The sequence below is a fragment of the Bacillus timonensis genome, from assembly GCF_000285535.1.
GTDB classification, from domain to species: domain Bacteria; phylum Bacillota; class Bacilli; order Bacillales; family Bacillaceae_L; genus Ferdinandcohnia; species Ferdinandcohnia timonensis.
Window position 1 is genome coordinate 41,896 of the sequence record NZ_HE610988.1, and the last position, 24,823, is coordinate 66,718.

33 protein-coding genes and 1 pseudogene are annotated in these 24,823 nt (G+C 35.5%); 8 read left to right on the forward strand and 26 right to left on the reverse strand.

Translation table 11 applies throughout. The features are described 5' to 3' along the window. The 9 genes and pseudogenes from BTHG_RS27135 to BTHG_RS25950 all read right to left on the reverse strand — a co-directional run. A pseudogene (locus tag BTHG_RS27135) lies at nucleotides 1-311 on the reverse strand (EpsG family protein); the annotation flags it as partial. A gap of 36 nt (nucleotides 312-347) precedes the next feature. Continuing rightward, nucleotides 348-1,235, reverse strand: coding sequence for a glycosyltransferase family 2 protein (locus tag BTHG_RS17765; protein ID WP_010678082.1), 888 nt, complete (start codon nucleotides 1,233-1,235; stop codon nucleotides 348-350). Next, entirely contained in the window at nucleotides 1,232-2,347 is a 1,116-nt protein-coding gene (locus tag BTHG_RS17770; RefSeq protein ID WP_010678083.1) for a glycosyltransferase family 1 protein, read from the reverse strand. The genes BTHG_RS17765 and BTHG_RS17770 overlap by 4 nt, the downstream gene beginning before the upstream one ends. Continuing rightward, nucleotides 2,332-3,504, reverse strand: coding sequence for a glycosyltransferase family 4 protein (locus BTHG_RS17775; RefSeq protein ID WP_010678084.1), 1,173 nt, complete (start codon nucleotides 3,502-3,504; stop codon nucleotides 2,332-2,334). Before BTHG_RS17775 ends, BTHG_RS17770 begins: the two co-directional genes overlap by 16 nt. Next, a complete protein-coding gene (gene galU, locus BTHG_RS17780; protein WP_010678085.1) occupies nucleotides 3,501-4,379 on the reverse strand; it encodes a UTP--glucose-1-phosphate uridylyltransferase GalU in 879 nt (292 codons plus the stop codon). The genes BTHG_RS17775 and galU overlap by 4 nt, the downstream gene beginning before the upstream one ends. 19 nt (nucleotides 4,380-4,398) lie before the next feature. Then, the gene (locus tag BTHG_RS17785; RefSeq protein ID WP_010678086.1) at nucleotides 4,399-6,228 is read right to left on the reverse strand and encodes a polysaccharide biosynthesis protein; all 1,830 of its coding nucleotides are present in this window, start codon (nucleotides 6,226-6,228) and stop codon (nucleotides 4,399-4,401) included. Between the two features lie 425 nt (nucleotides 6,229-6,653). Continuing rightward, the gene (locus BTHG_RS17795) at nucleotides 6,654-7,319 is read right to left on the reverse strand and encodes a CpsD/CapB family tyrosine-protein kinase (protein WP_010678087.1); all 666 of its coding nucleotides are present in this window, start codon (nucleotides 7,317-7,319) and stop codon (nucleotides 6,654-6,656) included. 225 nt (nucleotides 7,320-7,544) lie between these two features. Then, nucleotides 7,545-8,048, reverse strand: a complete 504-nt coding sequence (locus BTHG_RS25305; protein ID WP_010678089.1) for a YveK family protein — start codon at nucleotides 8,046-8,048, stop codon at nucleotides 7,545-7,547. Between the two features lie 178 nt (nucleotides 8,049-8,226). Further along, nucleotides 8,227-8,577, reverse strand: coding sequence for a helix-turn-helix domain-containing protein (locus BTHG_RS25950; protein WP_010678090.1), 351 nt, complete (start codon nucleotides 8,575-8,577; stop codon nucleotides 8,227-8,229). Nucleotides 8,578-9,304: 727 nt separating this feature from the next. On the opposite strand from BTHG_RS25950, the gene BTHG_RS17815 reads away from it, so the two are divergent. Together BTHG_RS17815 and BTHG_RS26350 are read left to right on the forward strand one after the other, a co-directional pair. Beyond that, complete coding sequence (locus BTHG_RS17815) at nucleotides 9,305-9,694, forward strand: helix-turn-helix domain-containing protein (RefSeq protein ID WP_010678092.1); 390 nt, start codon at nucleotides 9,305-9,307, stop codon at nucleotides 9,692-9,694. Then, nucleotides 9,684-9,830 carry an anti-repressor SinI family protein gene (locus tag BTHG_RS26350; protein ID WP_010678093.1) on the forward strand — a complete coding sequence of 49 codons (147 nt, stop codon included), beginning with the start codon at nucleotides 9,684-9,686 and terminating at the stop codon, nucleotides 9,828-9,830. Before BTHG_RS17815 ends, BTHG_RS26350 begins: the two co-directional genes overlap by 11 nt. A gap of 15 nt (nucleotides 9,831-9,845) precedes the next feature. Here the strand turns inward: BTHG_RS26350 and BTHG_RS25955 are convergent, their stop codons facing one another. Beyond that, nucleotides 9,846-10,454: a ligand-gated ion channel gene (locus BTHG_RS25955; RefSeq protein ID WP_010678094.1), complete on the reverse strand. Its 609-nt coding sequence runs from the start codon at nucleotides 10,452-10,454 to the stop codon at nucleotides 9,846-9,848. Between the two features lie 104 nt (nucleotides 10,455-10,558). Further along, nucleotides 10,559-11,194: a hypothetical protein gene (locus BTHG_RS17830; RefSeq protein ID WP_010678095.1), complete on the reverse strand. Its 636-nt coding sequence runs from the start codon at nucleotides 11,192-11,194 to the stop codon at nucleotides 10,559-10,561. Between the two features lie 103 nt (nucleotides 11,195-11,297). Between BTHG_RS17830 and BTHG_RS17835 the strand changes: the two genes are divergently transcribed. The 3 genes from BTHG_RS17835 (at nucleotide 11,298) to BTHG_RS17850 (ending at nucleotide 12,737) form a co-directional block, all read left to right on the forward strand. Further along, nucleotides 11,298-11,639 carry a YqzG/YhdC family protein gene (locus BTHG_RS17835; RefSeq protein ID WP_026021879.1) on the forward strand — a complete coding sequence of 114 codons (342 nt, stop codon included), beginning with the start codon at nucleotides 11,298-11,300 and terminating at the stop codon, nucleotides 11,637-11,639. Nucleotides 11,640-11,806: 167 nt separating this feature from the next. Then, nucleotides 11,807-12,268 (forward strand): hypothetical protein, encoded by a 462-nt coding sequence (locus BTHG_RS17840; protein ID WP_026021880.1) that lies wholly within the window; start codon nucleotides 11,807-11,809, stop codon nucleotides 12,266-12,268. A 112-nt stretch (nucleotides 12,269-12,380) separates the two neighbouring features. Next, entirely contained in the window at nucleotides 12,381-12,737 is a 357-nt protein-coding gene (locus BTHG_RS17850) for a DUF2512 family protein (protein ID WP_010678097.1), read from the forward strand. Between the two features lie 158 nt (nucleotides 12,738-12,895). Here BTHG_RS17850 and moaA read toward each other — a convergent pair whose 3' ends face one another. The 12 genes from moaA to comGA form a co-directional block, all read right to left on the reverse strand. Further along, nucleotides 12,896-13,918, reverse strand: coding sequence for a GTP 3',8-cyclase MoaA (gene moaA / locus BTHG_RS17855; RefSeq protein WP_010678098.1), 1,023 nt, complete (start codon nucleotides 13,916-13,918; stop codon nucleotides 12,896-12,898). Between the two features lie 390 nt (nucleotides 13,919-14,308). Next, a complete protein-coding gene (locus BTHG_RS17860; RefSeq protein ID WP_010678099.1) occupies nucleotides 14,309-14,500 on the reverse strand; it encodes a YqzE family protein in 192 nt (63 codons plus the stop codon). A 201-nt stretch (nucleotides 14,501-14,701) separates the two neighbouring features. Beyond that, entirely contained in the window at nucleotides 14,702-15,220 is a 519-nt protein-coding gene (locus BTHG_RS17865) for a shikimate kinase (protein ID WP_010678100.1), read from the reverse strand. A gap of 65 nt (nucleotides 15,221-15,285) precedes the next feature. Then, nucleotides 15,286-15,579, reverse strand: coding sequence for a competence type IV pilus minor pilin ComGG (comGG, locus tag BTHG_RS17870; RefSeq protein ID WP_010678101.1), 294 nt, complete (start codon nucleotides 15,577-15,579; stop codon nucleotides 15,286-15,288). Nucleotides 15,580-15,664: 85 nt separating this feature from the next. Next, nucleotides 15,665-16,105 carry a competence type IV pilus minor pilin ComGF gene (gene comGF, locus BTHG_RS17875; protein WP_010678102.1) on the reverse strand — a complete coding sequence of 147 codons (441 nt, stop codon included), beginning with the start codon at nucleotides 16,103-16,105 and terminating at the stop codon, nucleotides 15,665-15,667. Then, nucleotides 16,095-16,436, reverse strand: coding sequence for a competence type IV pilus minor pilin ComGE (comGE, locus tag BTHG_RS17880; RefSeq protein WP_010678103.1), 342 nt, complete (start codon nucleotides 16,434-16,436; stop codon nucleotides 16,095-16,097). The genes comGF and comGE overlap by 11 nt, the downstream gene beginning before the upstream one ends. Next, the gene (gene comGD / locus BTHG_RS25960; protein ID WP_332306439.1) at nucleotides 16,420-16,752 is read right to left on the reverse strand and encodes a competence type IV pilus minor pilin ComGD; all 333 of its coding nucleotides are present in this window, start codon (nucleotides 16,750-16,752) and stop codon (nucleotides 16,420-16,422) included. Before comGD ends, comGE begins: the two co-directional genes overlap by 17 nt. Next, nucleotides 16,728-16,871 (reverse strand): prepilin-type N-terminal cleavage/methylation domain-containing protein, encoded by a 144-nt coding sequence (locus BTHG_RS27980; RefSeq protein WP_083849194.1) that lies wholly within the window; start codon nucleotides 16,869-16,871, stop codon nucleotides 16,728-16,730. The genes comGD and BTHG_RS27980 overlap by 25 nt, the downstream gene beginning before the upstream one ends. Next, entirely contained in the window at nucleotides 16,849-17,178 is a 330-nt protein-coding gene (gene comGC / locus BTHG_RS17890; protein WP_042342245.1) for a competence type IV pilus major pilin ComGC, read from the reverse strand. The genes BTHG_RS27980 and comGC overlap by 23 nt, the downstream gene beginning before the upstream one ends. An 8-nt stretch (nucleotides 17,179-17,186) precedes the next feature. Next, nucleotides 17,187-17,600 (reverse strand): type II secretion system F family protein, encoded by a 414-nt coding sequence (locus BTHG_RS25965; protein ID WP_083849195.1) that lies wholly within the window; start codon nucleotides 17,598-17,600, stop codon nucleotides 17,187-17,189. A 5-nt stretch (nucleotides 17,601-17,605) separates the two neighbouring features. Next, the gene (locus BTHG_RS25970) at nucleotides 17,606-18,229 is read right to left on the reverse strand and encodes a type II secretion system F family protein (RefSeq protein WP_052307806.1); all 624 of its coding nucleotides are present in this window, start codon (nucleotides 18,227-18,229) and stop codon (nucleotides 17,606-17,608) included. Beyond that, entirely contained in the window at nucleotides 18,207-19,283 is a 1,077-nt protein-coding gene (gene comGA / locus BTHG_RS17900) for a competence type IV pilus ATPase ComGA (RefSeq protein ID WP_010678108.1), read from the reverse strand. The genes BTHG_RS25970 and comGA overlap by 23 nt, the downstream gene beginning before the upstream one ends. A gap of 499 nt (nucleotides 19,284-19,782) precedes the next feature. On the opposite strand from comGA, the gene BTHG_RS17905 reads away from it, so the two are divergent. Together BTHG_RS17905 and BTHG_RS17910 are read left to right on the forward strand one after the other, a co-directional pair. Next, nucleotides 19,783-20,475, forward strand: coding sequence for a helix-turn-helix transcriptional regulator (locus BTHG_RS17905; protein WP_010678109.1), 693 nt, complete (start codon nucleotides 19,783-19,785; stop codon nucleotides 20,473-20,475). A 162-nt stretch (nucleotides 20,476-20,637) separates the two neighbouring features. Further along, nucleotides 20,638-20,880 (forward strand): DUF2626 domain-containing protein, encoded by a 243-nt coding sequence (locus BTHG_RS17910; RefSeq protein WP_010678110.1) that lies wholly within the window; start codon nucleotides 20,638-20,640, stop codon nucleotides 20,878-20,880. A 138-nt stretch (nucleotides 20,881-21,018) separates the two neighbouring features. On the opposite strand, the gene BTHG_RS17915 is transcribed toward BTHG_RS17910, so the two are convergent. Both BTHG_RS17915 and BTHG_RS17920 read right to left on the reverse strand, forming a co-directional pair. After that, a complete protein-coding gene (locus tag BTHG_RS17915) occupies nucleotides 21,019-22,149 on the reverse strand; it encodes a class I SAM-dependent methyltransferase (protein ID WP_010678111.1) in 1,131 nt (376 codons plus the stop codon). 224 nt (nucleotides 22,150-22,373) lie between these two features. After that, nucleotides 22,374-22,997 (reverse strand): MBL fold metallo-hydrolase, encoded by a 624-nt coding sequence (locus tag BTHG_RS17920; protein WP_010678112.1) that lies wholly within the window; start codon nucleotides 22,995-22,997, stop codon nucleotides 22,374-22,376. A 341-nt stretch (nucleotides 22,998-23,338) separates the two neighbouring features. Between BTHG_RS17920 and BTHG_RS26360 the strand changes: the two genes are divergently transcribed. Beyond that, nucleotides 23,339-23,512 (forward strand): DUF2759 domain-containing protein, encoded by a 174-nt coding sequence (locus BTHG_RS26360; protein ID WP_010678113.1) that lies wholly within the window; start codon nucleotides 23,339-23,341, stop codon nucleotides 23,510-23,512. A gap of 48 nt (nucleotides 23,513-23,560) precedes the next feature. Here BTHG_RS26360 and BTHG_RS17930 read toward each other — a convergent pair whose 3' ends face one another. After that, nucleotides 23,561-24,688, reverse strand: a complete 1,128-nt coding sequence (locus tag BTHG_RS17930) for a YqgU-like beta propeller domain-containing protein (protein ID WP_148361263.1) — start codon at nucleotides 24,686-24,688, stop codon at nucleotides 23,561-23,563. Between the last annotated feature and the right edge of the window lie 135 nt (nucleotides 24,689-24,823).

The following is a 24,823-nucleotide window of genomic DNA, read 5'->3' on the forward strand; positions in this document are numbered from 1 at the left end:
ATCATTATTTGTGGATCATCTGAAATCTTTTGTAAAAACATCTGTAAAAAAGCAAAACCAATGTCCTTTTGTTTGAGTGTGTGTTCCAGATTAAACTCATTAATGGTGTATATATGTTTATAAAAAAATGTATCACCAATATTTGATCTAAGTCCTGAAATTCCAACTAATGATAATAAAACAAGTGATGTTAACATTATATTTGGCCGAACTAGAATTGGTATTTCACCTTGAAACCTTACAGTTGCAAAAAATCTAGCCATTAAAGCAAAAGTAAATACTAAAGCAAGATTAAACCATAGAAGAGTCATTGTTTCTTTCCTTTCATTTTTGGATGACTACTTCCCTTAGATAACTGATTTAGTCTTTTGTTGAACATAAAAAGAAAGTAATATTCCAAAAGGAATGGCTAAAGTCGTAAGAAATTTACTTGGGGTCTCCTTTAGAAACGAATAATTTTTTATTAATAAATTACTAGAGACATAATGAATTGCCTGCCTAAATTTAAAAGATTGACTAACAAATGGCAATTTCATAAGTTCTTTCCTATAAAAAGCCCATCCCCTTGGATTTTTTCGATACTGACTAAGCATATTCATTGACGAACCATCTGGTAGATACTCCACGCAACATAAAACCTCATTCATGAGTAGCATTTCATAATCCCTATCAAGCTTATAATATTTATAAGCTAATCCTACGTACCTCTCATCCTCAAATATAGGGTATGGATAATTTCTTGTTAACTCTGTTCGATAAACAAGTTTTTTATCCCCTGTTACTCCAAGTTTGTGGTATAAGTTGAATAATGACGATGTTTTTAAATCTGAAGGGAGCATCGAACCGATTAATTTTCCAGTTGAATCAGAATCTAAACCAATAATTCCGCTTACCTTATCACTTCCATGTTTGTTCCAAAAAGAAAGTATTGTTTCAACAGCATTCTCCGGCATAAAGTCATCAGAATCAATGCATACATTTAACTCAGTGTCTATCAATTCGTAAGCAGTGTTATGAGCGCCATGCATACCTTGATTTTCTTGCCAATGATACCTAATTTCAATTATGTTTTCTTGTTTCCATTGTTTTACGATTTCCTCAGTATTATCTGTAGAACCATCATCAATAATTAACCAAATAAACTCCTTAGTTGTCTGCTTTATCAATGATTCATAACATGTATGCAAGCAGTATGCACGATTATATGTTGGGGTAAATATTGTCAGTTTCTTCATACAGCTGCCCCCATTTTTACATATAATTCTTGAGTTTTTTTGGCTGAATCCTTTATATCATAGCCATTTTTTATTAAGTATTCCGTGCTATTAATACGTGGTTTTACCTTTATTTTTAATTCATCTAATTTATCAATCCACATTGCTTTTTTTGTTATGGGCAAATATTCAATTAGACCTATTCCTAAATCAACTTCTGTTGTGATATTATCGGATATTACACACTTTAGCCCTGCACCCTGCGCTTCAATTAAAGTCACAGGTAAGCCTTCATATAAAGATGGAAATACTAACAAATCAAATGCTTGTAGAAGTCGATTGATGTCAGGCCTGTTCCCGAGAAAAATTACTTTGTTATTTAATTTTAGTTCTGACACTTTCCTTTCAATATCACCTTTTAATGGGCCATCTCCTACTAATACTAGTTTTGAATTCTGATGAATAGTATTGAACGTCGAAAAAAGATCCACTAGAAAAGTATGATTTTTTGGCTTTGAAAATCTGCCAACGTGCCCTAAAAGAAAACAATCTGAACTAATGTTCAGTTCTTTTCGGACTTTTTCCCTAGTTTTTAATGAAAATACAAACTTCTCACTTTCGATTCCATTGTTGATAATCGTAATTGCTTCTTTCTTTTTACTAAATAGCCACTTTCCTGCAGCATAAGAACATGCTAGAAAGTTAGTTGCGTAGCGAAATATTCCACTTCCAATCAAGGATTTATAGATGATTGAAGGTAAATTCCCCTCACTTTTTGTACTGTGACTATGCGCAATCCTAACCGGTATTCCAGCCTTACTTGCAGAACGAAGGACAAGTCCACTCATTTTATCCATATGAGAATGAACGATTTTGTAAGAGTAGTGTTCTTTGAAGAAGTGATTCAATGCTTTAACATATCCAAAATGTCCAACATCGGTTATATATGGAATTCGGTGTATTCTTCCACCTAGTTCAAGTATTTCTTTATCGAAGACCCCTTCCTTACAAGTCAGAAAGTCGAATTGAACCTTTGAGCGGTCAATATTGCGATATAAGTTCATGATGAGGGTTTCGGCTCCACCACGATTCATATTAACAACAACATGTAATACTCTTATTGGACCGCCCATTTTCTTTCCCCCTCTGCTTGCATATACCTACTATAAATCTCAATTTTCTGGTCTAAAACGGTGTCAATCCCATACTTACTCTCCATTAAGCTTCTACTCATTTTCCCAAGTCTATTTCTTACATATTCGTTGTTTGCTAATTCTTTCATCTTCGTAGAGAATCCGTCCAAGTCATCATGTTGTAATATCCATCCATTTTCGTTTGTAACAATTAGTTCCTTATGTCCTCGGTTTTCGGTAGCAATTATGGGTAATCCACATGCCATGGCTTCCATAACATTAACTGGGAGGCCCTCTCTTAAACTAGAGGCTACTGCAATATCACTTATTCTTAACAACATTTCAATGTCATCACGAAGTCCGAGAAATTCTACTTTATCTACTAATCCTAATTCATTAGCAAGTTGGCGACATTCATCTAGTAAAACTCCCTCTCCTGCAAGTAATAACATTGCGTTAGGAACATCCTCTTTAATAAGCGCAAGGGCCTTTAATAAAAATTGTTGATTTTTATTTTTATTAAATTCAGCAGCATAAAACATCATAATGTTATTTGTGTTGAAATCTTCTACTCTTCTTAGCACATTTTTCCTTATCCTATCCACTGGTTGAAACTTTTCTAGATCAACACCTACCCCATATACGTGGTCTATGGAACCAGCCTTAAATCTATGTCTTTTCGCAAGTTCATAGTCCTCGGAGTTAATCGTGATAAGACAATCAGTATAAGAAGCTAACAATCTTTCAATCGGATAATATAATAGCCAATTAACTAGTGGGGCTCCCTTACAAAAATGAAACCCATGTGCTGTGTAAATTACCTTCGTTCCACTCTTTCGTGCTTGTCGTGCGGCTAGTCGGCCAAGTACGCCTCCCATTGGTGTGTGACAATGAATGATGCTGTAGTTATTTTCATCAATTATTGCCTTCAATTCTTTGAACGCCCCAATATTCTTCACATGAAAGGGTGAACGTTGGATTGGGATATTGTATTTTTTCGAAACAAAAGGAAGTTCAAGATTGCCATTTGCGGCAATATGAACTTCCCAGCCTTGTTCTTTAAACCATTTTAAATAGGGTAAATGAAAGCTTTTGAAATGATAATCGACCGTAGCAACAAATAACACCTTCTTTTTTGTGCCTTCGACCATACTCATTTCACCAACTCTTTATTCATAATATCTTTTAGATATTCGAGAAGCTCTACTCTTAAATCCTCTCTTTTTAACGCAAATTCAAGTGTTGTTTGAATAAACCCCAACTTCTCCCCAACATCGTATCGAATACCCTCAAAATCATATGCATATACAGCTTCATATTGATTCAACCCTGAAATCGCATCGGTCAATTGAATTTCTCCACCCGCTCCCGGTTGTTGATTCTCCAGGATTTCAAAAATTCGTGGATTTAGAATATAGCGCCCCATGATAGCTAAATTTGAAGGTGCATCTTTTTGTTTTGGTTTTTCAACAAGATGATTTACACTATAAAAGCGTTCACCATGTTGATTTCCATCGACAATTCCATAACGATGAACTTCTTTTTCCGGAACTGTTTGAACTCCTAAAATGGATGCATTGTATCGCTCATATTGCTCAATCATTTGTTTTAAGCATGGTTTTTCTGCTGATACAATGTCATCACCTAGTAAGACAGCGAAAGGTTCATTTCCAATAAACTTACGGGCACACCAGATTGCATGACCTAGACCCTTTGGTTCTTTTTGACGGATATAGTGAATATCTACAAGCTTTGATGCCTTTTGTACCTCGTCTAACAACTCAAACTTTCCTTTATCAATAAGGTTTTGTTCAAGTTCAAAGGAGTGATCAAAATGATCCTCAATTGCCCGTTTTCCTTTACCTGTTACGATAATGATATCTTCAATTCCCGATTCGACTGCTTCTTCAATGATATATTGAATTGTCGGTTTATCGACAATTGGTAACATTTCTTTTGGCATTGCTTTTGTTGCTGGAAGAAATCTTGTTCCTAGTCCAGCAGCTGGTATAATTGCTTTTCTTACCTTCAATTCTCTACTCTCCTCTCCTTTAACCTGGAATGGTCAATAATCGTTTTTGAGGGAGTGGCGTTCTATTTGCCAAGCTTACAAGCTGCTCCCGGATCTCTTGCTTTGTTAAACCACTATAGGTTGAGATTATTTTTTCTATTTCTTCTATATACAGCTCAGCGGTTTTACCAACATATATATTTGGATAGACCTGCGTGTCATGCACTTCATCGTCCTTTAATAATTCTTCAAAGAGCTTCTCACCAGGTCTCATACCTGAAAACTCAATGCCTACCTCATCAACAGAATACCCTGATAGCTTAATTAAATTTTTCGCTAAATCAACAATCTTAACAGGATCACCCATATCCAGAACAAAGATTTCGCCGCCTTGTGCCAAAGCACCTGCCTGAATGACTAATCTCGATGCTTCTGGAATGGTCATAAAATATCGAACCATATCCGGATGGGTAACGGTAACAGGTCCACCTTTGGCAATTTGCCTTTTAAATAATGGGATGACACTCCCGCGGCTTCCTAACACATTTCCAAAACGAACAGCAACGAATTTCGTTTTACTTGTTCTCCCCATATTTTGAACAATCATTTCTGCTAATTTCTTTGTCGCCCCCATCACACTTGTTGGGTTTACTGCTTTATCAGTTGAAACCATTACAAATGTATGAACGCCACACCATTCAGCAGCTTCAGCTACATTTTTCGTTCCAATGATGTTGTTTTTAATGGCTTCTTCCGGATTTCGTTCCATTAGTGGTACATGCTTATGAGCTGCAGCGTGATAGACAACATCAGGCCGATATGTACTCATTACGTCCAACATTTTTTGTTTATCTTGCACATCTGCAATTTCGGTTGTTATGTCTATTTTTGAAGATTGATAGGCTTCATTTAATTCAAGTTCGATTGTATAAATGCTGTTTTCACCATGTCCAAGTAAGATAAGCTGTTTTGGATGAAACTTTGCTACCTGTCTACAAATCTCTGAACCTATTGAACCCCCTGCTCCAGTTACAAGTACAATCTTATCAGTGACATAGTCTGAAATACTCTCCGTATCAAGTTCAACAGGATGCCTTCCTAATAAATCTTCCACTTGCACATCTCTGAATTGGTTAACTGCCACCTTACCGGTAAGGAGGTCCTCAAGCATCGGAAGAATTTGTGTTTTGGCCTTCGTTTTAGCACATTCCTGAAAAATTTTATTAAGTTCTCTTTTACTTAGTGAAGGAATTGCAATGATGATATTAGCCACATTTTTTTCTCTTACTACCTCCTCGATACTTTCTATTCCTCCTAACACGGGAATGCCTAAAATATCGAGATTTTGTTTTTTCACATTATCATCTATGAATCCTATAGGTATTAGTTCAGATTCATTGTTATTTTTAATTTGTCTCACAATCATTGTGCCTGCAGCACCTGCCCCGATAATGAGTGTTCGTTTTCGATGATCGTTCTTTTTGATGTACGTGTCACGATAGATTCTCCAGCAAAATCTTGTTCCTCCAATGGATAATACGAGGAGCAACCAGGTGACAGCAAGAAAGCGAGTATAAATCTCATGATTTATAATGAATTGCATGATTGCTGCTAAAACCACCGTAGAAGTTACAGACTTTGCAATGATGACGAGTTCGCCAATACTTGCATATTCCCATGCCTTTTTATAAAGCTTAAATTGATGTGCAAATAAATGATGACTGATTAAAAATGAAAAATAAATAAAAATAGTTACGAATGTAAAAATAGAAAACCTAGCATCTACCAAATAGTGGCTAAGAAAGATACAAGATAACACAATGATTGAATCAATAAAAATAAATAATGATATTCTCTGTCGATATGTCAAATCCTCTCCCCCTTTCTTACCACTTTAATTCCTTGATTTTTCAAGCATATATTCACGTCGCTTTATAGCATTTTCTAAAATCAGTTTGATTTCCACTTTTCCTTTTTTGCTTCTTGTTTTATATATCTAATTGCTTTCTTTATAGATTTTGGAAAATGATTAATCTCTTGCAACCAGCACACTCCTTTAAAATTACTATCTTACCTATGTGATTTTTCGTAAAAAAACACATAGGTAAAATATAATTTAGAAATGGGCATCTAACCCGTCCTCACACCACACTATCGACGACTTGCGTCTAAGGTTGTTAACCCACAGCATGACCGAGTGCCTCCGATTGATAGTGGTAAGGAGACATCACCAATAACACGATTAAAAGAACATACATTTCTTAATAACGAACATTCCTTCCGTAAAAAAAGGCCTTAATTTTGTTTTTCATTTATAACAACACCGATAATCTTGGCCCTTGCTAAATCTAATTGTCTTTTCATTTCAATTGCCTTTTTCGTATCTGTTTTACCGCTTTTAACGACTAAAATCACTCCGTCACATACACTTGCTAGTATTTGGGTATCAGAAAGTTCTAGAAACGGTGGGGAATCAATTAAAACGATATTATATGTTTTGGAAGCTTTTTGTAACAAATCAAACATGGCCATTGATCCAATTAAATCAGACGAAATGGCCGGAAGAGAACCACTTGTTAACACATCTAGTCTTCCGATATCCGTATGCATCACTGTTTCATCCAAACTTAACTTTCCTCTTAATACATCTGTTAAGCCTGTTGTGTTTTCCATACTAAAAATCGAGTGAAGTGCTGGTTTTTTCAAATTTGTATCAATAAGTAAAACTCTATCCTTATTTTGAGCAAGTGAGATAGCTAAATTTGAAACGATTGTTGATTTTCCTTCTGAATGACCAGGAGAGGTAACTAATATTGTTTGATTTTTATTCACACCATTTATAAATTGCAAATTTGTTCGTATCGTCCGGAACTGCTCAGATATGATGGAATCTGGATACGAGTGGGTAGTTACTCCACTTTTTTTGATAAATTCATTTTGTTTAAAAAGATTAGGAATCAATGGTCTCACCCCTTATACTGACGACTTGCTTTTTTGACTTTTTTCTCAAGGTATTCTTTTTATTTATTTTCGATACACTTCCTAATACCGGAACACCTAAAGCTTTATTTACATCCTGAACGGTCAAAAGTGAGTTATCCAATGAATTTAGTAATAATACAATTCCTATTCCACCTATTATTCCTCCAATAATTCCTGCCATTTTTAAAGTGGAATTATCACCGTTTATCTGCTGTGGGCGTACTGTCGATTGCTCCAATATACTAATTTGAACATCATAATTTGTTTCTTTTGGTCCCTTTTTTGAAAGACAGCTGAAGTTGCATTTGCAATCGCAACCGCCCTTTCCGGATTCACATCAATAACGCTAATGTTTACCCTTTGGGACGTACCTACAACACTAGCAGAAATTTGGTTTGCCAAACTATCCGGTGATTGGTTCAAGTCAAGTTCTTCAATTACTTCTTCTAGAATCGGTGGGTCCTTGAGTACAACCAAAAGTGTTTGTATTTGTTCCGAACTCGCATGGATCATTAACCTTGTAGTATATTGGTATACGGGTGTATCATTATTTTCTGCATAATAATAACCTGCTACTGTTGATAGAATCGTAAATATTACAATAATCCACCAACGTCTCTTTAAAATTAAAAATATGTTCCGTAAGTCTATTTCCTTTTCCGTCTGTTCTATCCCATAATTAGTTGGCATTTGTAAGTTTTGTTTCACTTCATCACCTGCTTAGTTTTTATTCCACGGGCAGAGGTTCTTCATAAAGAACAAATTATGTAAAAAAATAAGCCTTTTATTTGCAATTGTTCAATTTGGAAAACAGTTACTATATCCCTATTCTAGTTCTTCATAAAGAACATGTCAATTAAATAATTGGTAATTAAGTACTATTTTTTCAATCTTGAGTGTTATAGTTTTTGATTTTTGCTATTGTATCTGCCATTGTTTTTAATTCATCAAATGAAACATTTTTGCTCTTCATCTCTTGTGATAACATGAACCAGTCCATATCCATCGCAACCATCTTGCTGGGATCTTTATTGTCCACATCAAAAAAATAAGAAATATCAACTTTATAATAGTTTGTAAGTCTTTCTAGGAATTCAACGGTTGGCTTTCGTATGCCCCTTTCAATTTTAGAAAGGTTACTGTAATTGAATTCAATTTCTTCTCCTAATTCCTTCAAGGTTTGGCCGTGTTGAAGTCGTAATGTTTTAATTTGATCTCCGATATGCCTTTTTTTCATAGATACAAAAAATCCCCTCGCATTTGAATGTGTACTTTATTGTTCTTAATAAAGTACGTAATTGAACTATAGCATGATTTGACTTTTTGAACAATAGGATTTTTTAAATATTTAATATATATGTGAAAATCCATTTAGAATTCCATTTTTTCATTATAACGAAGTATTCAAAAACACTATTAAAAAAAGGATTATCCCAAAGTGTATACGAACTGGGACATCCTTAATAAGCTGTTTAATTCCTATATGTATTTTTCTATTTTGTTTTTTGCAATATCCTCACTTTTATTTTCAGTAAAAACAAAGCTCTTGAATGTGTAAACTTCCGCGTCCATTGCTTTAAGATTTGTTAGATCTTTTTGGCATACGGGACACAACCATTTACCGAGTTTACTGGCACTATATGATAGCCTGCAGCATCTATCGCATATTTTCTTGTACATGAAATTATCACATTCCTTTTTACCTTATTGAATTCTTGATTTAGAACACAATAAAATTTGAGGTTACTAAATTCGTTCTTTAAAAAGAACTTTACCCAATTATAGCCCATTAGTACTAACTTTATAAAATCTCTAAATTCGTTGTTTTTTCTTAATAAAGAACACTTTTCTTTTAATTACTCTCTTAATCTCCTTTTTACTTATTAATTTGTAACTTTATAAAGAGTGACTCGTTCCTTATAATGAACATATCGTGTATTTTAATAATATTGGGGAGAAGGAAGATGATAGGAGAACGAATAAAGTCATTACGGAGAAAGAAACGGTATTCGATAACAGAGCTTGCTAAACGTGCTGGAGTCTCAAAGTCATATTTAAGCTACATTGAACGTGATGTTCAAAAAAATCCTTCTCTTCAGTTCTTAACTAAAATTGCCGAAACGCTTGATACAAGCATGGAATATTTATTAGGTGATGAAGAAAAGTGTACAACTTTCACTAAAGATATGTTGGATAAAGAGTGGACCGTGTTGTTGCAAAAAGCAATTGATGACGGGCTAAGTAAAGAGGATTTTCGTGAATTTCAAAACTTTGTACGATTCCGAAATTGGCAAAATGAACAGGACGACAAAGTGAAGAATTTTCCTAAAGATGGGGGATTTCATGATAGGTAAGATAAAGAACACAATGAGTCTGGATCCGGAGTGGATAAAGTTACTAATTGAAGCAAAGAACCTTGGTCTTTCAATAGATGATGTACAAGCTTTCTTCCATGGAAAACTAAATACAATGAAAAAGCGACCCATATAGGTCGCTTTTTCATCTTTAATCCGTCTTCTCCACTGCCGACAACACTAAACCCCGCTCATTTTCTTCAGCCTTATAGGTGATATTGTTTAATGTTGCGGTGCCATTGATTTTCTTATCCTTCTCGCGGAGTAGCCCCAATTTGTCTGTTACTTTTCCAATGTCTCCGTCGTTGACCGCTTCGTCTGTGTTTGTTACCGCAACTAATAAAAAGAATGCTGCGATTGTGTCTTCGTATTTATCTAAGGTTGTGCTAAGATTATCAGATTCTACGTCTTTTTTCACTATTGATAATCGAACTACTTCATTAGTTGTTTCATTAACAATGCCTTCGAGGATCATTCCGTTATTGACATCTTTTTTAAATTCACCATTTGTGACTTTTATTTCGTCAATTTTGTCGGAGTCCTTCATTTCTGCTTGTGCTTTATTCCAGTTTTTCACGAGGTCATCTGTTGTGAATCCTAGTGAGCCAAGCTCGAAAATTTGTTCCTCTACTTGTTGAATTTTTGTTTTTGCATCGTCTTTTTTATTCTCTTTATCCTTTGCTTTGTCATCACCTTTACAGCTCACAAGTAGAGACAGACTTAATAATATAGTTGCCATTAAAATAAGTCGTTTTCTCATGATTCTCCTCCTAAATACAACATTTTCACATATTGATAATATGTGCGCTAGAAGGACAAATCATTCAGCACAAAAAAAAGTGATCCAAAATGATCACTTTTTGATTACTTATATTCTTCCTTTTTACTAATCATTGTCTTCACAATAAACACTTCATCACTATTTTTTATTGTGTCCTCAATCACTTCTTCCCCTAAACCAATACCAACACCATCACCGCCATGCCTTGCGATTACAGCTAAAGTGATTGGTTTCTCAGCCTCAATTTTTATTTGATCATCTACCCACGTTGAACCCATTCCTAATTCATCATTGCTGACTACTTCCATCGGCAATGATTCCATCGTTGAAATCGCTGTCCCATCCGAAACTGAGTATGTCCAACGATCATAGGTATTCTCTTCGTCTAATTTGAAATCGAGTTTTGTAGCGGCTAACGTCATCTTTTTACTTGTGGCGGTTGCACCTTCTATGATATTTTCTTGTTTTTTACCATTCTTGTAATGCTCTACCCAAAAGTGGATCATTTTTATGTCTTCATTTTTTATCTCAAGGTCATACATTAAAAGTGTATCGAAACCGAGTGAACTTATAATTTGTGTATTTCTCTCATTTTGTTTTAAAGGACCTAGTACTCCATCCGCTTTTTGTGCTTTTCCCGCTGTATTATTTTCATTGCTGCACCCGATTAAAGCCATTATAATTAAAAACCAAATCCATTTTTTAAACGATTTTTTCATCGTACTCCCCCTCTAGCAACATAATACCATACATTTCCAAGTCGGCTGCATAAATTTTCCTTACAGAGGGAATTTCTAAAGGTAAAGTGAGGTGTTGTACGTGTTGCGTAAATTATTGATTGGATGCTGTTTTTGTTTGATCTTATTCCCTACAATTGACTACATAAACGATCCCACAAATACTGCAGCAGAATACAAAAAGCCCGAGCCGGAATATGCGAAATGGGGAAGGCTTGCAATGGAGGAAACAAAAAAACGATATCCATCTGCACAAATTGTTGATTATTTACATGTAGGAAGATATAAGAAGAATGGGATGCACATTGAACGTTTCAAGCTTTGGTTGAAGCAAGATAAACGGGAATTTGGTGTCTTTGTGAATATCACATTCGAGCCCGAAACCGAAAGAGTAAAAAACATAACGGTTGTTGAAACAGAGCGATGAAAATCATACTTAGGTCATTAGGATGAGCAAATTAACTAGCTCATCTTTTTATTTAGGAAATTTTCCCTACTTTTTACACATGAAATATTTACTTCGTACGTATCTTGTTATAAAATTGTTCTTAATAAAGAATTTATTGTTCTTTAAATTTAAACAAGGGGGTACATATGATATCAAAAAAATGTATAACAAGTATTCTGATTTTGGTTTTTGTTGTTTTACTAAATCCATATTCCGCACTTGCCTCTGGAGACAGAGATACATATAGTTCAAACAATACCTTTTTGCTTGGATTTTCGCTTTCTGATATTTTTTCTTTCTTTGGCAATGACAATAAACAATATACGTCTACTAATATAAACTACAAAGACTATTGGAAGAATGATCAATATTCCTATACCGGTGGCAAAGACAAGGACCATAATTGGGACGATTACTGGAAAAAGGATAAAGAGAAGGACAAAGATCGAAATGATGATAAGAACCATGGAGATAAAGGTGGTTGGAATGATTGGTGCGATTGGTGGAAATCGTGGAAGTGGTGTCCTTGGCATGACCATGATAAAGACCCATGGGATGGAGAGTATAAAGATTCTTGGAACATTTGGAAGGACTATTTTTGTCGATAAAGTAAGCCTCATTTTATGAATGGGGTTATTTTTTGTTGAATGAAATTTTTAAGGCCAAACACATATATTTTTTACTATTGCTAAAAATACCAGTTAAAGGAGGTGTAATGCTATGACTGGATTTATTATGAAGATTATTTTATTACCTTTAGTTGTAGCAATCTGTTCTGGTATTTTTGATAGTGTTGATTATGTTTCTTGGTATCAACCAATCGCGGTTGGAATCGTTTTAGCCATTGTTGGCCACTTAATGGAAGTTATGATGCTGAAAAGAAATACAACGGTAATGACTGATATTGCTGATTTCATTACTGCAGCAATTCTTGTATATTTTGTCTCTTTATTTTTAAATGGTGCAAGAGTAACATTATGGGGCGCAATTTTAACAGCTCTCGTTATTACACTAGTTGAAATTCCTGTCCACCGTTGGTTAGTACGTTCAGGAAGAGCAGAAAAATCAACTGCATGATTCTAAGAAAAGCGTAGGCCGCTCGTCAATCGGCACAAGCATAAGGAATGCTTAACAGTAGGAATTTTTTTCCTGAATAAGCAATTGGCTTATGACCTTGAACCGACAGCGCCTAGAGCTGAAAAAATAGAGGTGCTACTTATGCACCTCTTTTCCTTTTATCCACCGATATATGACATTTCAATTTTCTTGCGTTTTTTCGCAGTTTCCTCTGTTCGTTCGTCTGAGTAGCGATCTCGTCTAGACTGCCAAATAGAAGTAAGAGCCTCATCAATTTCATGTCCAGATGCACCTGAACGCATTAAAGCTTTTAAATCATGGCCAGCTGTTGCAAATAAGCAAGTATACAATTTACCATCTGCCGAAATTCTTGCTCTTGTACAGCTTGAGCAGAAGGATTCCGTAACAGATGAGATAAACCCAATTTCGACATCAGTACCAACATAACGGTATCTTTTCGCTACTTCTCCGAAATATTCAGCGTCTACTGGTTCCAACGGCATCTCACTGTTGATTAGATCGTGTATTGCTTTTTTTGAAACAACTTGATTAAAATTCCAGCCATTTGTTGTTCCAACATCCATAAATTCAATAAAACGAAGGGTAATCCCTTTATCTTTAAAAAATCGAGCCATCGGTAAAATTTGTGAATCATTCTTTCCTTTTTGAACAACCATATTCATTTTCACTTGAAGACCAGCTTCTAGTGCAGCTTCAATTCCTGCTAATACAGGCTTAACACCAACAGAGCGACCATTTATCCCTTTAAAAACATCATTATCAATTGCATCCAGGCTTATATTTACACGCTGAAGGCCCGCTTCTTTTAACTGCTTAGCATATTTCGGTAAAAATATCCCGTTTGTTGTGAGGGCAATGTCTTCAATACCTTCTATATGTGTTAATCGCTCAACAAGCTCATGTATATTTTTTCTTACTAAAGGTTCTCCACCTGTTAACCGGATCTTTTGCACACCTAGTTTGACAAAGCTTCTTGTCAATGTTTCTAATTCTGAAAAGGATAATAGTTCTCCTTGTTTTAAGAATTGATAATCATCCCCAAAGATTTCTTTAGGCATACAATAAGAGCAACGGAAATTGCATTGATCTGTGACAGAAATGCGCAAATCACGTAGAGGTCGATTCAACTGATCAACAATTTTTTCTTTTTTCGTAGTCATTTAACCTGTCACTCCTACATTTAAATGAACTTCAAAAGAGAGGATGAAGAAGACCGATTAATTCAAGTGACGCGGCTTTGAGTCTCGGAGAAGCAAGCCAACACAGAAATTCGGTGCATCCTATTTATCGCACTTTTTGAACATCATCTTATAAGTACCTACTACTCTATCATACTAATAAATTCTTGTGAATAGAAACGACATAGTGTCAAAAATGTTTTAAAAATACGTCGTTATTGGGGGGCCATTAGTTAGTGGCTTGGCAGAAGGATTAATTGGAAGTACTCTATGTATTTGGGGAATATGGAGATCCTAATCATCGTCACTATACTCTCCATATATGGCTTATGGTTTTATGTATAAGAAAAAGAGAGCTGACAAAACGGATTGTCAGCTCTCTCCTTTCTTGTTCTTTTTAAACATGAGCGACACAGCAAGCGGCATAATTCCAAACCACCGATTTGTTAATGGTTCTTGTTCTTCCTTACGCTGCTGCTTTGTCGCCTTACGAACTTCCTTTGGCTGGTCTATAAACTTGACAAACTGTTGGGTTACAAATTTCACATAATCATTTGTAGACATAATAACACCTACCTTTAATCAAATGCGTCTTAACGTATATGTGCCCAGATATTTTCGAACCTGCTCAAAAATTACGTTTGAAAAAACTGTGGCATTCGCCAAAGGCTCTACCTTTATTCAGTCTATTTTGAAACATCCCGCTTACTAAACACACTTGTTTGTATTTTAAGTAGGAGCCTCTGCTGAATAAAGTTATGCTTCTTAGTTATTATTTCCACCTTTTTGCGTGTGTAACCACGAAAGTATGTCCGTAACAACTTCCGCCAGATTTTTTTCAGTTGTATCAAGTTTATAATGTGCTTCATTGTAAAAAGGCATTCGCTCATTATACAACTTAATTGTATTTTCCTTTTTTTCGGTATCAAATAAAGGTCTTGCGGGATCAATTTGAACACGTTCAAAAATTTTCTCGATGTCACAATATAAGAAAATGACGTGTCCATTCTCCAGCATCCATTGACGATTTTCCTCTTGAATGACAATTCCACCACCGGTTGTAATCACAATATCACTTGTTGGTATTTCCTTTAAATAAGACCGTTCGTATTCTCGAAACGTTTGCTCACCATTTTCAGAAAAAATATCTGCAATCCTTTTTCCAACTTTTTCTTCAATAAATTGGTCTGTATCAATAACTGGTAAATGTAAGGCTTCGCCTAATTTCGCCCCAATTGTTGTTTTACCCGCTCCCATAAATCCTGTTAAATAAATGGCTTTCATCTCTCTACACCCCTAATCCCCGACTGCAAGTTTTCTAAATTATATCAAAAACGCCCCTGTTTGTCTTAACGTAATTCAATCCAAGATTGAATCTCCTTCGTTTCGTAATCGTACACAAATCGCGCATTATATTTTCGATGTTCATTTGTCATACAAGAAAGGACTACTTGTGATGTAGTTGGGCTTAGCGGTGAAACGGAATATGTTATAGTTCCATTAGGATAGCTGAGGGAGCCCGTTAAGGCTACATTTCCTGCTTCTTTTTCTACTATTGCTCGCACGCCCTCTATGCCAAGCTGCATTAGGTTCTCTAATACGACTATTTCTTCTGTCTCCTTTGAAAATGCTTTTTCTGTCATATACGCATTCACTTGAAACGTAAATACAAGAAAAATAAAAAAGAAATGGCAAGTGTTACGGGCAGGATAAATCCTTGTTGATTTTTCATATTTCCTTAACCTCCACAGTTGTAAAGGCAGAAATCATGGCTTGATAGATTTTCCCATCAACGGTTATAACTGAGATTAAAAAACCGTTCGTCTTTGTTTCAAACGTTACATCCGTAATCTGTTGAAGTAATACTTCATGACCTTTTTTATTAACCCTTCTTCTTATTTTGTCTGTATATTTTTCAAAACTTACTAAATCACCTGCAGCATTATAAAAGGAGACCCCCTCGTTCTTAGAAACCGATATTTGATTTGCCTCACGAATCTCCATTTTCATTTGTTGGATTAAAATCTGCCATTCCAGCTTATTGAACTGTTCGCTATTATCCCGAAAGACCACGCTCAGGAATGGTGTAATAAACGAAAGGATGACAAGCAGGACCGAAAAGGTTACCAACATCTCAACAAAAGTAAAACCCTTTTCATTACTCACCATTTATATATCCACATCTTTCATATGTTTTTGTTAGCTTGTCCTGCCATGAAACACAAAGCTGCCATCCCTGAAGACCTTCATTATATGTTTTGGAAAACTGATAGGTAACCCCGTTTTTTACTGTACTCCCTAAATTTGAAGCTTCCCCGTTAAATTCTTTTTGCAGTTCTTCAGTCAGCAATTGATTTCCCATATTACGTAAGTCAATGTTTCGCCGTTCTGTCATAATAAACATGAACTGAGGTAGCAGTGTAGCACAAAGCATAAGCCAAATAGAGACAGAAAGGAGCATCTCGACCATCGTAAATCCACGCTTATCTTTTACTAACATAAAACCTTCCCTTTCCTAATAAAAACGTAACCACATAGGTGCTACCCTTATATTTAAACAGAATCTCTCCAGCACGTTGGACGTTCCCATTACTTGTAAATACTAGGTTTGACCCAAGTGTTGTAAGTTTAATTTGAATCTCCGGGTCAATTTTCCGATGTAAGATCACCTCATTCGAGTCCCCCCTACTTACTCGATAAAAGGATCCATTTACACTGAATAAGATTTTGGTCGCTTCACTGTGGCTTATCGCATATTGCTGACTAAAAAAGATATCATTTTGGAGTTGCTCTAGAAATTGATCGATTTTTTTGATTCATGTAGAGGTCTTAACTGTATTAAACTAATTGAGGAAATCATGATGATAATCGATAGGACAAGTAAGGCTTCAATTAAGGTAAATCCTTTTTCATCAACTCGACGTAGGTTCTTCATGATCAATTTTGCCTTCAGAATCCATTATAATTGTGTCACCATTTGGACAGGCAGGGATTGTATCATTTTTAAAATATCCGCCAGTCTTTAACTGATCCAATGAAGTAACCCTATTGTGACCATCTTCTAATTCATAAGCCTGAACTTGTGCTTCGACCATTTTAATCAGCGCTTCACAGCCCTTACCCTTTATGACCGTGTTATGCTTCGTAACGTTTGGAACCGTTATTAACAATAGAATCGAAACTACTAGTAAAACGACTAACATTTCTACAAGGGTGAACCCCTTTTGATTCTTCAATTTCATCGTCCTTTCTATATTCCATTTAATAATTGAAACATTGGAACCATAATAGCGCCGTACATCATCACAATGATGATTCCTATGATGGTAAAAAGAATAGGTTGAACAATGGCTAATAGTCTTGTTACTTTTTCCTCGACTTTTTCCATGACATATTGGCTATAGTGCTGGAGCTCACTTGCTAAATTGCCGTTTGTTTGGCCATGGGAAATAATCATTGCTAAGTCTGCCTCGTAATACTCTCTTACTCTTAAAATTTCATCAAAACGATTACCAGCTCGTAATAACTGTTTCATTTCCTTTGCTTCCTCTCGAAAAAAAGGAGAGTGACGCTGCTGTTCAAACATAGTTAAGGCTTGGAAAATGGACAACCCGCCTTTTAACAAGTTGCTAAGCTGCACGGAAAAGAAATGCGAATTAAACATAATCGTTACTTTTTTAAAATGGGAATCTTTAATAGTAGCTTCATTTTTTCAACAGGAGTGAGCTTTTGAAAATGAAGAAAGTAGTACGCGAGGCTGATAATTGTTAGAAAAGCAACACTGAGGAACAGATACCGGTTTAGTTCAGGGAGCCTTAGTAAAATTTTTGAAATCAACGTTTGTTCATAGCTCATGGAGGTAAATAAACTTTCAAATTGAGGTAAAAGAATTTTTTCAATCATAGTAAACATGAAACCAACAAACAACAATAGGGCAAGCGGATAACGGATTAGTTTTTTTCCTTTTTCGAAATGACTGATCTTTTTCTGGAGCATCCAACTACCTTCACGAAGCGCAAAAGAGATATCACCATGTTGTTCTGCGAAATATAAATAACCAAGAATATCTTTATGAAATCCAACCTTAGAAAAGGCAGTATATAAAGATTCGCCTTGTTTACAGCTTTTGAGAATTTCTTCAATATCCTGACTGTGTTTTTTCGGCAACTGGAATAAAAGGAATTGGGATGCTTGTTCAAACGAATACCCTTGATCAAGAAGATTACTGATTCTACTTAGATACAGCGATTGCTCCTTTAACGTCCAATTCTTATTTCTTTCCCTTGTCATCATGTACAACCCATCTTTCCAGTGCATCCGGATATAAATAGCCTAGAGCAATCCCTTTTTTAATTACATCCCTTAATCGTTCGTAGCGATACTCAGCCTTGTCTCCCCTTGCTTCCTTCATCACTTCCGTTAGGGCATGTCCATTTAAAAGTTCGTATACCCCTACTCTTCTTACCTTTCGATGCTTTTTACAGAGAGGTGTACATTTCCCTGCACAATATGGACATTTAAGGTCAACTAGCCTTTGTGCAGCGATAGCGATTAATGTTTGTTCAATTTCCTGTAAAGACACATCAAATTCTAAAAGCCGATAAATCGCACCCTTTGTATCTCTCGTATGCATAGTTGTAAGTACTAAGTGACCTGTGAGGGCAGCTCGAACAGCAATTTTAGCAGTCTCGGAATCCCTTATTTCCCCCACCATGATAATATCTGGATCATGTCGTAAAATTGCCTTTAAGCCATGTGAATACGTAATTCCGGCTTTTTCGTTCACCTGAACCTGTAAAACATCTTCACTTCTTTTTTCGATTGGATCTTCTAACGTAATGATATTTCGGTTAAAAAGTTTTTTCGTTGCATGAAGTAAGGAATAAAGGGTTGTTGTTTTACCAGACCCTGTGGGACCTGTAAAAATAATTAATCCGTGTGAGTGCTTTAAAAGTGAAAGCAATTTAGTGGTCATGTTCGGAAAAAGCGATAGATTTGCAAGAGAATAAGTAGGTGTCTCAGGTAGGATACGTATGACTAGACTTTCGTTGTAGGGTGTGGGCAGTGTTGACAAGCGAAGGTTAATGGTGATGCCTTTGAGATTTAATGTGATTGCGCCGTTCTGTGGTCGTCTCCTTTCTCCAATATCCATTCCAGCAAGGAATTTATAATGGGATATCAAGCGTTCGCAAACATCTTTGGGAATGGTTTGCTTATTGAATAAATCACTATCGAGTCGGTATTGAATCATAGCATCATTGATTTTAGGAACAAAATGAATATCAGATGCACTAAGTGACCAGGCATCTTCAATCAGTTGATCACCAAGTTGTTCAATTTCACTCAAATAATTCACTCCTTTTTAGATGATGTTCAAAAAGTGCGTTAAATATGATGCATCGAATTTCTATGTTGGTTGGCTTCTCACTCTTCACGTATTAACTACATACGCTCGGTGCTCAAAGCTGCGCAACTTTAAACTTATCGGACCTCTTCATCCTCCTTTTTGAACCCTTATATTTTGTTTTTTCTCTTGCAGGTAACATATTTCAACAAATATCTACAAAGTCCTTCTTTTTTGCAAAAAATATTTGTGAACTTTTTTTGAACATAAAAATACAACCCTATTAGAGGTTGTATTTTTAAAAGCGTTTAAAGATTTTATTCTAACATTAGGAGGAATCAATACAATATATGTGTCATTCAGGTGAAATATGCTAATCATTCTTTTAAAAAAATATTTTGTATATTTGTGAACTTTCTTTTTCAAGTGATATAAATCACTTATTGATAGTACTTACCTGTACTATAATTGAAGTATCATGAGGGTTCTAGGAGTGAATACTGTGGAACAAACACTGAAAATAACAAACGTTTTAGCAGATCCAACACGTTATTATATTTATCAATACATTATTAAACGAAATGAAGATGTTACCGTACAAGAAATCGCAGAAGAATTCGAAATTCATCCGAATGTGGCGAGACTTCACTTAACGAAGCTTGAAGATGTGAATATGCTCGTTTCAGAAGCAAAGAAAACAGGAAAGGGTGGAAGACCTAGTCGTCTTTATCGACTATCCAATGATCATATTCAAATTAATTTTCCGTTCCGCGACTATCAATTGCTTTCAAAAATTGCGATTGAAACGATGGCTTCACTAGGTGAAGTAGGAAAAAAAGCACTTGAATTAACAGGTAGACGTTTTGGGGAAGAATTAGTGAACCATCAAATTCCTGTTTCCATTCATGAACTAACCTTCAACCAAAAGCTAGAAATTTTAAAGAAGGCATCCACCGTTGCGGGTTTTTATCCAGATTTAGACCATAATAAAGATAAGACAAAAATCTTTTTAAAGATTAACAACTGTCCTTTTAAAGAAATTGCACAAGAGAATTTTGAAGCTGTTTGTGGAATGCATCATGCCTTTCTAAGAGGGATGTTTGACTTGCTTTTTGACGATGTGGTGCTTGAAGAGTCCGAAAACATCATTCTTGGATGTAATTCTTGTAGTTATCACGCTTTTGTTACAAAGTAAGGTTTACTTTTATGTAATCGTTACATTATAATAATAAAAGTGATGTTTAACTTTATTTAACCCTTTGTTGAATAAAGTTAAAGACTCAGGCGGATGCCATGATTTTCAAAAGGACATACGCCAGGGCTCATTTGATCATGTTTAAGGAGGGGAAATATACATATGGAACGTATGTACCGTGTTTTAGGTTTTTGGACAGGTATCTTTGCAGTAATGTTCTTCGTTGGTGGTATGGATGTTCTAGCACTAATTTTCTTTGCACAAACCGGATTTTTCGTCCTTTTAAGCTATCTAAAATTGTCTGAAAGAATGTATATTTACGTGTTTGGCGCATATTTAACTGTTTTCTTCTGTGCCTTCTCGTACTACACCACATTTATGATGCCACTTGGTGGAGGTCACTAAAAAAAGCGATGGAAACATCGCTTTTTTTTTTTGCGTGATTAACGACACTTTGACGTATTTACGTCCAGATTTCGTATTTCATTTACAGTATTCCACTCTTCTATGAAATCGAAAGTCGCACCAGAGTCTTCACATTGTTTAGTACATTCTGCTGATCAATGTTAAAACTTTCTCCCACTTTATATTTACATCTTTTTGCTGAATCACAACATGGAATGCAGTACTCATTCCACCATCCATAATGAGGGAACGAATCGCTCGATTTTGTTTGCTTTTTTCCGAAAATGGATTGGTATCAACGTTTTCCTGCAAAAATGAAAGAATACCCGCTGCTAATAGGAATTCATCCTGCCTTAATTTCTTCACAAATTCAAGTCCAATCTTAGAGCCATGTGAGATGAGCGTGTCAAAATGAATATGTGTTGTAAGGTCCATTTCTCCTGGTCGTTCGAGTGAATTATTCATTAGTTGATGCTTGTAGTATCCTCGAAGACTCCCCTTCCTTCTTCCAGGCTCCTGCCATTCTTCATTTGTATATCCATAATCAACCGTGAACAAAACCGCATTTCCAACGAATTGGTTTATTTCGTTTAGGTAGGAGAGCATTTGAAGTGGAACTTCAAATCTCTGTTCATCCGTAAGCTTTATGTGATTACTCGTTAAATAGCCAATTATTTTTTCGTCGCTAAGGGGTGAGAGTACTTCGGTAAGTTGTTTGTCCTTATTAATTGTAATTTTCACTTCAAACAGTTTGCCTTTTTTCTTCTCAATTACACGAACGGGAAACGCGTCAAATAATTCATTTGAGAACAGGATTCCACCATAAACTGAGAGATCTTTTTTTACTTCGTCCAGACTTTCGTACTGGATTACCTTTTTACCTATTGGAAGAAGCTCTTGTTGTAGTTGACGGTGAAATGGACTTGTTTCAATGATGAGATAAGTTATTTTTTCATATGTATCATAAAAGGTATCTTTCAATTCATCTAGGACAGCTTTCGCGAATCTACCGTTTCCTCCACCAATTTCACAGATAAATGGTGGGATTTTTTCAAGTGAAATAAGTTTATGAAAGATTGTAGCAAACAATTTTCCAAAGACATCAGAAATATTACTACTTGTGATGAAATCTCCTTCTTTTCCTACCTTTTCTTTATCCTTCATATAGTAGCCTTTTTCTTCATGGTAAAGGACGAGATTCATGTACTGTTCATATGTAATTTCTTTATTTGGAGATGACTGGATTGCCTCATTTAGTATGTCTAGCATAAGCTCACCTTTTTACTATTTTTCACCATTGACACAGTGTTTATATTATTATATTGTAAGTTTAGTAGCTTACAATATCCCTCCCATTATACGGATATATAAGTCTTGGCATAGCCAAGTATTCTAAAGCATTAGGAAGAATTCTTAGTGCTAAAACATCCCCCAGAAAAGGTCTAACTCTTATGAGCTAGGCCTTTTCTGTGTTTACATACATCAAAATCCGTTTAAAAAGGATTTGTTTCCATTTCGGCTTCAATTGTTGTCTCGGGTCCATGTCCCGATAAGACCATTGTTTCTTCTGGTAATGTGAGTAGTTTTTGGTGAATGCTGCTAAGCAGTTGTTCATGACTTCCACCTGGTAGATCTGTTCTGCCAATACTTCCTTGGAATAAGGCATCCCCTGAAAAAACGATACCTAATTCTTTACAATAATACGAAACACTTCCTGGCGAATGCCCCGGAGTAACGAATAGCTCAAACGTAAAGGATTCAATCGAAAAAGCTCCTTCTCTAGGGAGAATGTTTGGATTTACTTTTGATGTAATGACTTGCCCTGGAATAAAAAAGGCTGAACCATTTAAATTTGCGTCACTTAGCCAATTCTTCTCTTGTTCATGAATAAATACAGGAATATCCCAATTAGCGAGAACATCGTCTATTGCACCTATGTGATCAAAATGTGCATGTGTTAATAAAATTGCAACCGGTGTTAGCCCTTGTTTCCTAATCATTGTATTTAATTTTTGACCATCCCAACCTGGATCGAAAATGACACATTCCTTATTCGAATTTGCCAGTATGTATGCATTTGTTTGTAAAGGTCCTAGCGGAACTCTCTGCCATTTCATCATTTTTACCTCCGTTCCTTTATCATCTCTCATTTATTGTACACTATCGTACGAAAACGAAAAAGTAATTAACGAAAGCATCAGCTTCTACCAAAAAGGGGAATTGTCTTGAAAGTGTCACTTTTTCCTCCTCGACAAATACGAATAAAACGATTAGAATATAGAGTGAATCTATCTATTTCTTTACATAAAGGGTTTTCAAGCCTTTAGAGACAACATTTTTGTTAATTTAATTAATGGGATGTTGTAAATTTTCATGCTATGGGGAAAATAGTAATGAATGTTTAAAGTAAAGGCGCAATTTTAAATGAAACATTGATTATAGCAAGGGGGTAAGTCACATGGGTCTAATGATTATCTTTTCATTAATTGTAATTTTAGCTGCTTTTGGTATTATTCGTTCTTTACGTGATAAAAACCTTTTAGCCTTATTATTCTCAACAGGAATCTTTTTAGTATTAGGCTGGTTCACAATCATGACAATCTGGAAACATGGTTTCCCAACTGCTCACTAATATGAATCGTTAAAAAACCATCGGGCACCCGATGGTTTTTTTATACCTTTAAAAGATGACAAGTTCTGTGATACTCTTTGTCCTCATATCAATCACTTTTTCAAATTGGAACCCATATAAACATAAAAATCCGTTTGGAGAAAAATTAAGGGGCTGATCATCCACTTTTTCAAGAATGATCTCTTCCTTCCCAGTACTTAAGTCGTAAGAAACCAATTCAAATTTCTCTCCGTACGTATCAAATGCACCTGTTGAATATGGTTTAAACGAATAGAATTTCCGTTGTTGACTCACATAATCCGCCGATGGAATGTACCACTTCGAATAGTCGCTCAAAAGTGGCATCTTATACTCGTACAGCTTTTTGTTTCTTTCAGGATGATAAAAGCCAACTTTCGCAAGGGCGTCTTCACCTTGAATTAATTCATATGTGACAAGTAGATTCTTGTATGCAGCAAACGAAATGATGTTCTCAAATAGCAGTCCCTCTGTCTTCGTATCTAAATGGTACGAATAAAGTGGTGCAAAATAATCTAGCTCATTTTGGTCCCATTTTAAATAGGAAATTGTATTTGTATCAAGCCATTGAATAAACGGCTGGAAAACCTCAAATTTCGTAGTTTTTTCAGCTGAGATATCAAGCAAATGAGTTTGAAACGACCAATCCTCTAAAAATGATGTCACAAAGACTTGATTCGTATTATAAGGATTCCAGCTATAAAACAAATCAAAGGAATTAACTTCCCATTCGAACTGTATATTTCCCTCTTTGTCAACAGCCGTCAATTTCGCCAAATTTTGCGAATCCGATGTATGTATTAAAAACATAGAGTGGTCTTCATTTGCTTTCATAGTCAGAACCGGTGCTGAAGTGTTCATGAATAACTCTTTTTCACCTGTAAACAAATGATATCTGTAAATTTTTGAAACTCCACCCTCATCTACAACATAGAGTATGCTCTCATCATCGTACCATTCGCCCACTATATTGAAATCCTGACCGCGAATATCAAGGGGCTGCACATGCTGATTTTCTCCAAAGAACTTAGTTGGCACAGGGCCTTTTGCAACATTCTTATTACTACTCCTTGGCGCATCAGTTATCTCAAACGGTTGATGAGAATTACAGCCAACTAGTAGGACAAGAAACATGAAAAAGAAAATTGATTTTCTCACCAACTCGATAATCACCTCTTGAAATAAAATAATATAACCGTAAAAATAAAAAAGAAGTTTACTTTCTTATCTTTCCCTTAACAGATAATACGATTATGCACGTTTAAAAGTTTCAAAGCAAGCAAAAAAACTGGC

Bases quoted from the DNA above. Each gene is read 5' to 3' on its own strand.
- BTHG_RS17765 (WP_010678082.1), bottom strand. From the start codon at position 1,235: ATGAAGAAACTGACAATATTTACCCCAACATATAATCGTGCATACTGC.
- BTHG_RS17770 (WP_010678083.1), bottom strand. From the start codon at position 2,347: ATGGGCGGTCCAATAAGAGTATTACATGTTGTTGTTAATATGAATCGT.
- BTHG_RS17775 (WP_010678084.1), bottom strand. From the start codon at position 3,504: ATGAGTATGGTCGAAGGCACAAAAAAGAAGGTGTTATTTGTTGCTACG.
- BTHG_RS25950 (WP_010678090.1), bottom strand. From the start codon at position 8,577: ATGAAAAAAAGGCATATCGGAGATCAAATTAAAACATTACGACTTCAA.
- BTHG_RS17815 (WP_010678092.1), top strand. From the start codon at position 9,305: ATGATAGGAGAACGAATAAAGTCATTACGGAGAAAGAAACGGTATTCG.
- BTHG_RS26350 (WP_010678093.1), top strand. From the start codon at position 9,684: ATGATAGGTAAGATAAAGAACACAATGAGTCTGGATCCGGAGTGGATA.
- BTHG_RS25955 (WP_010678094.1), bottom strand. From the start codon at position 10,454: ATGAGAAAACGACTTATTTTAATGGCAACTATATTATTAAGTCTGTCT.
- BTHG_RS17830 (WP_010678095.1), bottom strand. From the start codon at position 11,194: ATGAAAAAATCGTTTAAAAAATGGATTTGGTTTTTAATTATAATGGCT.
- BTHG_RS17840 (WP_026021880.1), top strand. From the start codon at position 11,807: ATGATATCAAAAAAATGTATAACAAGTATTCTGATTTTGGTTTTTGTT.
- BTHG_RS17850 (WP_010678097.1), top strand. From the start codon at position 12,381: ATGACTGGATTTATTATGAAGATTATTTTATTACCTTTAGTTGTAGCA.
- moaA (WP_010678098.1), bottom strand. From the start codon at position 13,918: ATGACTACGAAAAAAGAAAAAATTGTTGATCAGTTGAATCGACCTCTA.
- BTHG_RS17860 (WP_010678099.1), bottom strand. From the start codon at position 14,500: ATGTCTACAAATGATTATGTGAAATTTGTAACCCAACAGTTTGTCAAG.
- BTHG_RS17865 (WP_010678100.1), bottom strand. From the start codon at position 15,220: ATGAAAGCCATTTATTTAACAGGATTTATGGGAGCGGGTAAAACAACA.
- comGG (WP_010678101.1), bottom strand. From the start codon at position 15,579: ATGACAGAAAAAGCATTTTCAAAGGAGACAGAAGAAATAGTCGTATTA.
- comGF (WP_010678102.1), bottom strand. From the start codon at position 16,105: ATGGTGAGTAATGAAAAGGGTTTTACTTTTGTTGAGATGTTGGTAACC.
- comGE (WP_010678103.1), bottom strand. From the start codon at position 16,436: ATGTTAGTAAAAGATAAGCGTGGATTTACGATGGTCGAGATGCTCCTT.
- BTHG_RS27980 (WP_083849194.1), bottom strand. From the start codon at position 16,871: ATGAAGAACCTACGTCGAGTTGATGAAAAAGGATTTACCTTAATTGAA.
- comGC (WP_042342245.1), bottom strand. From the start codon at position 17,178: ATGAAATTGAAGAATCAAAAGGGGTTCACCCTTGTAGAAATGTTAGTC.
- BTHG_RS25965 (WP_083849195.1), bottom strand. From the start codon at position 17,600: ATGTTTAATTCGCATTTCTTTTCCGTGCAGCTTAGCAACTTGTTAAAA.
- BTHG_RS25970 (WP_052307806.1), bottom strand. From the start codon at position 18,229: ATGATGACAAGGGAAAGAAATAAGAATTGGACGTTAAAGGAGCAATCG.
- BTHG_RS17910 (WP_010678110.1), top strand. From the start codon at position 20,638: ATGGAACGTATGTACCGTGTTTTAGGTTTTTGGACAGGTATCTTTGCA.
- BTHG_RS17915 (WP_010678111.1), bottom strand. From the start codon at position 22,149: ATGCTAGACATACTAAATGAGGCAATCCAGTCATCTCCAAATAAAGAA.
- BTHG_RS17920 (WP_010678112.1), bottom strand. From the start codon at position 22,997: ATGAAATGGCAGAGAGTTCCGCTAGGACCTTTACAAACAAATGCATAC.
- BTHG_RS26360 (WP_010678113.1), top strand. From the start codon at position 23,339: ATGGGTCTAATGATTATCTTTTCATTAATTGTAATTTTAGCTGCTTTT.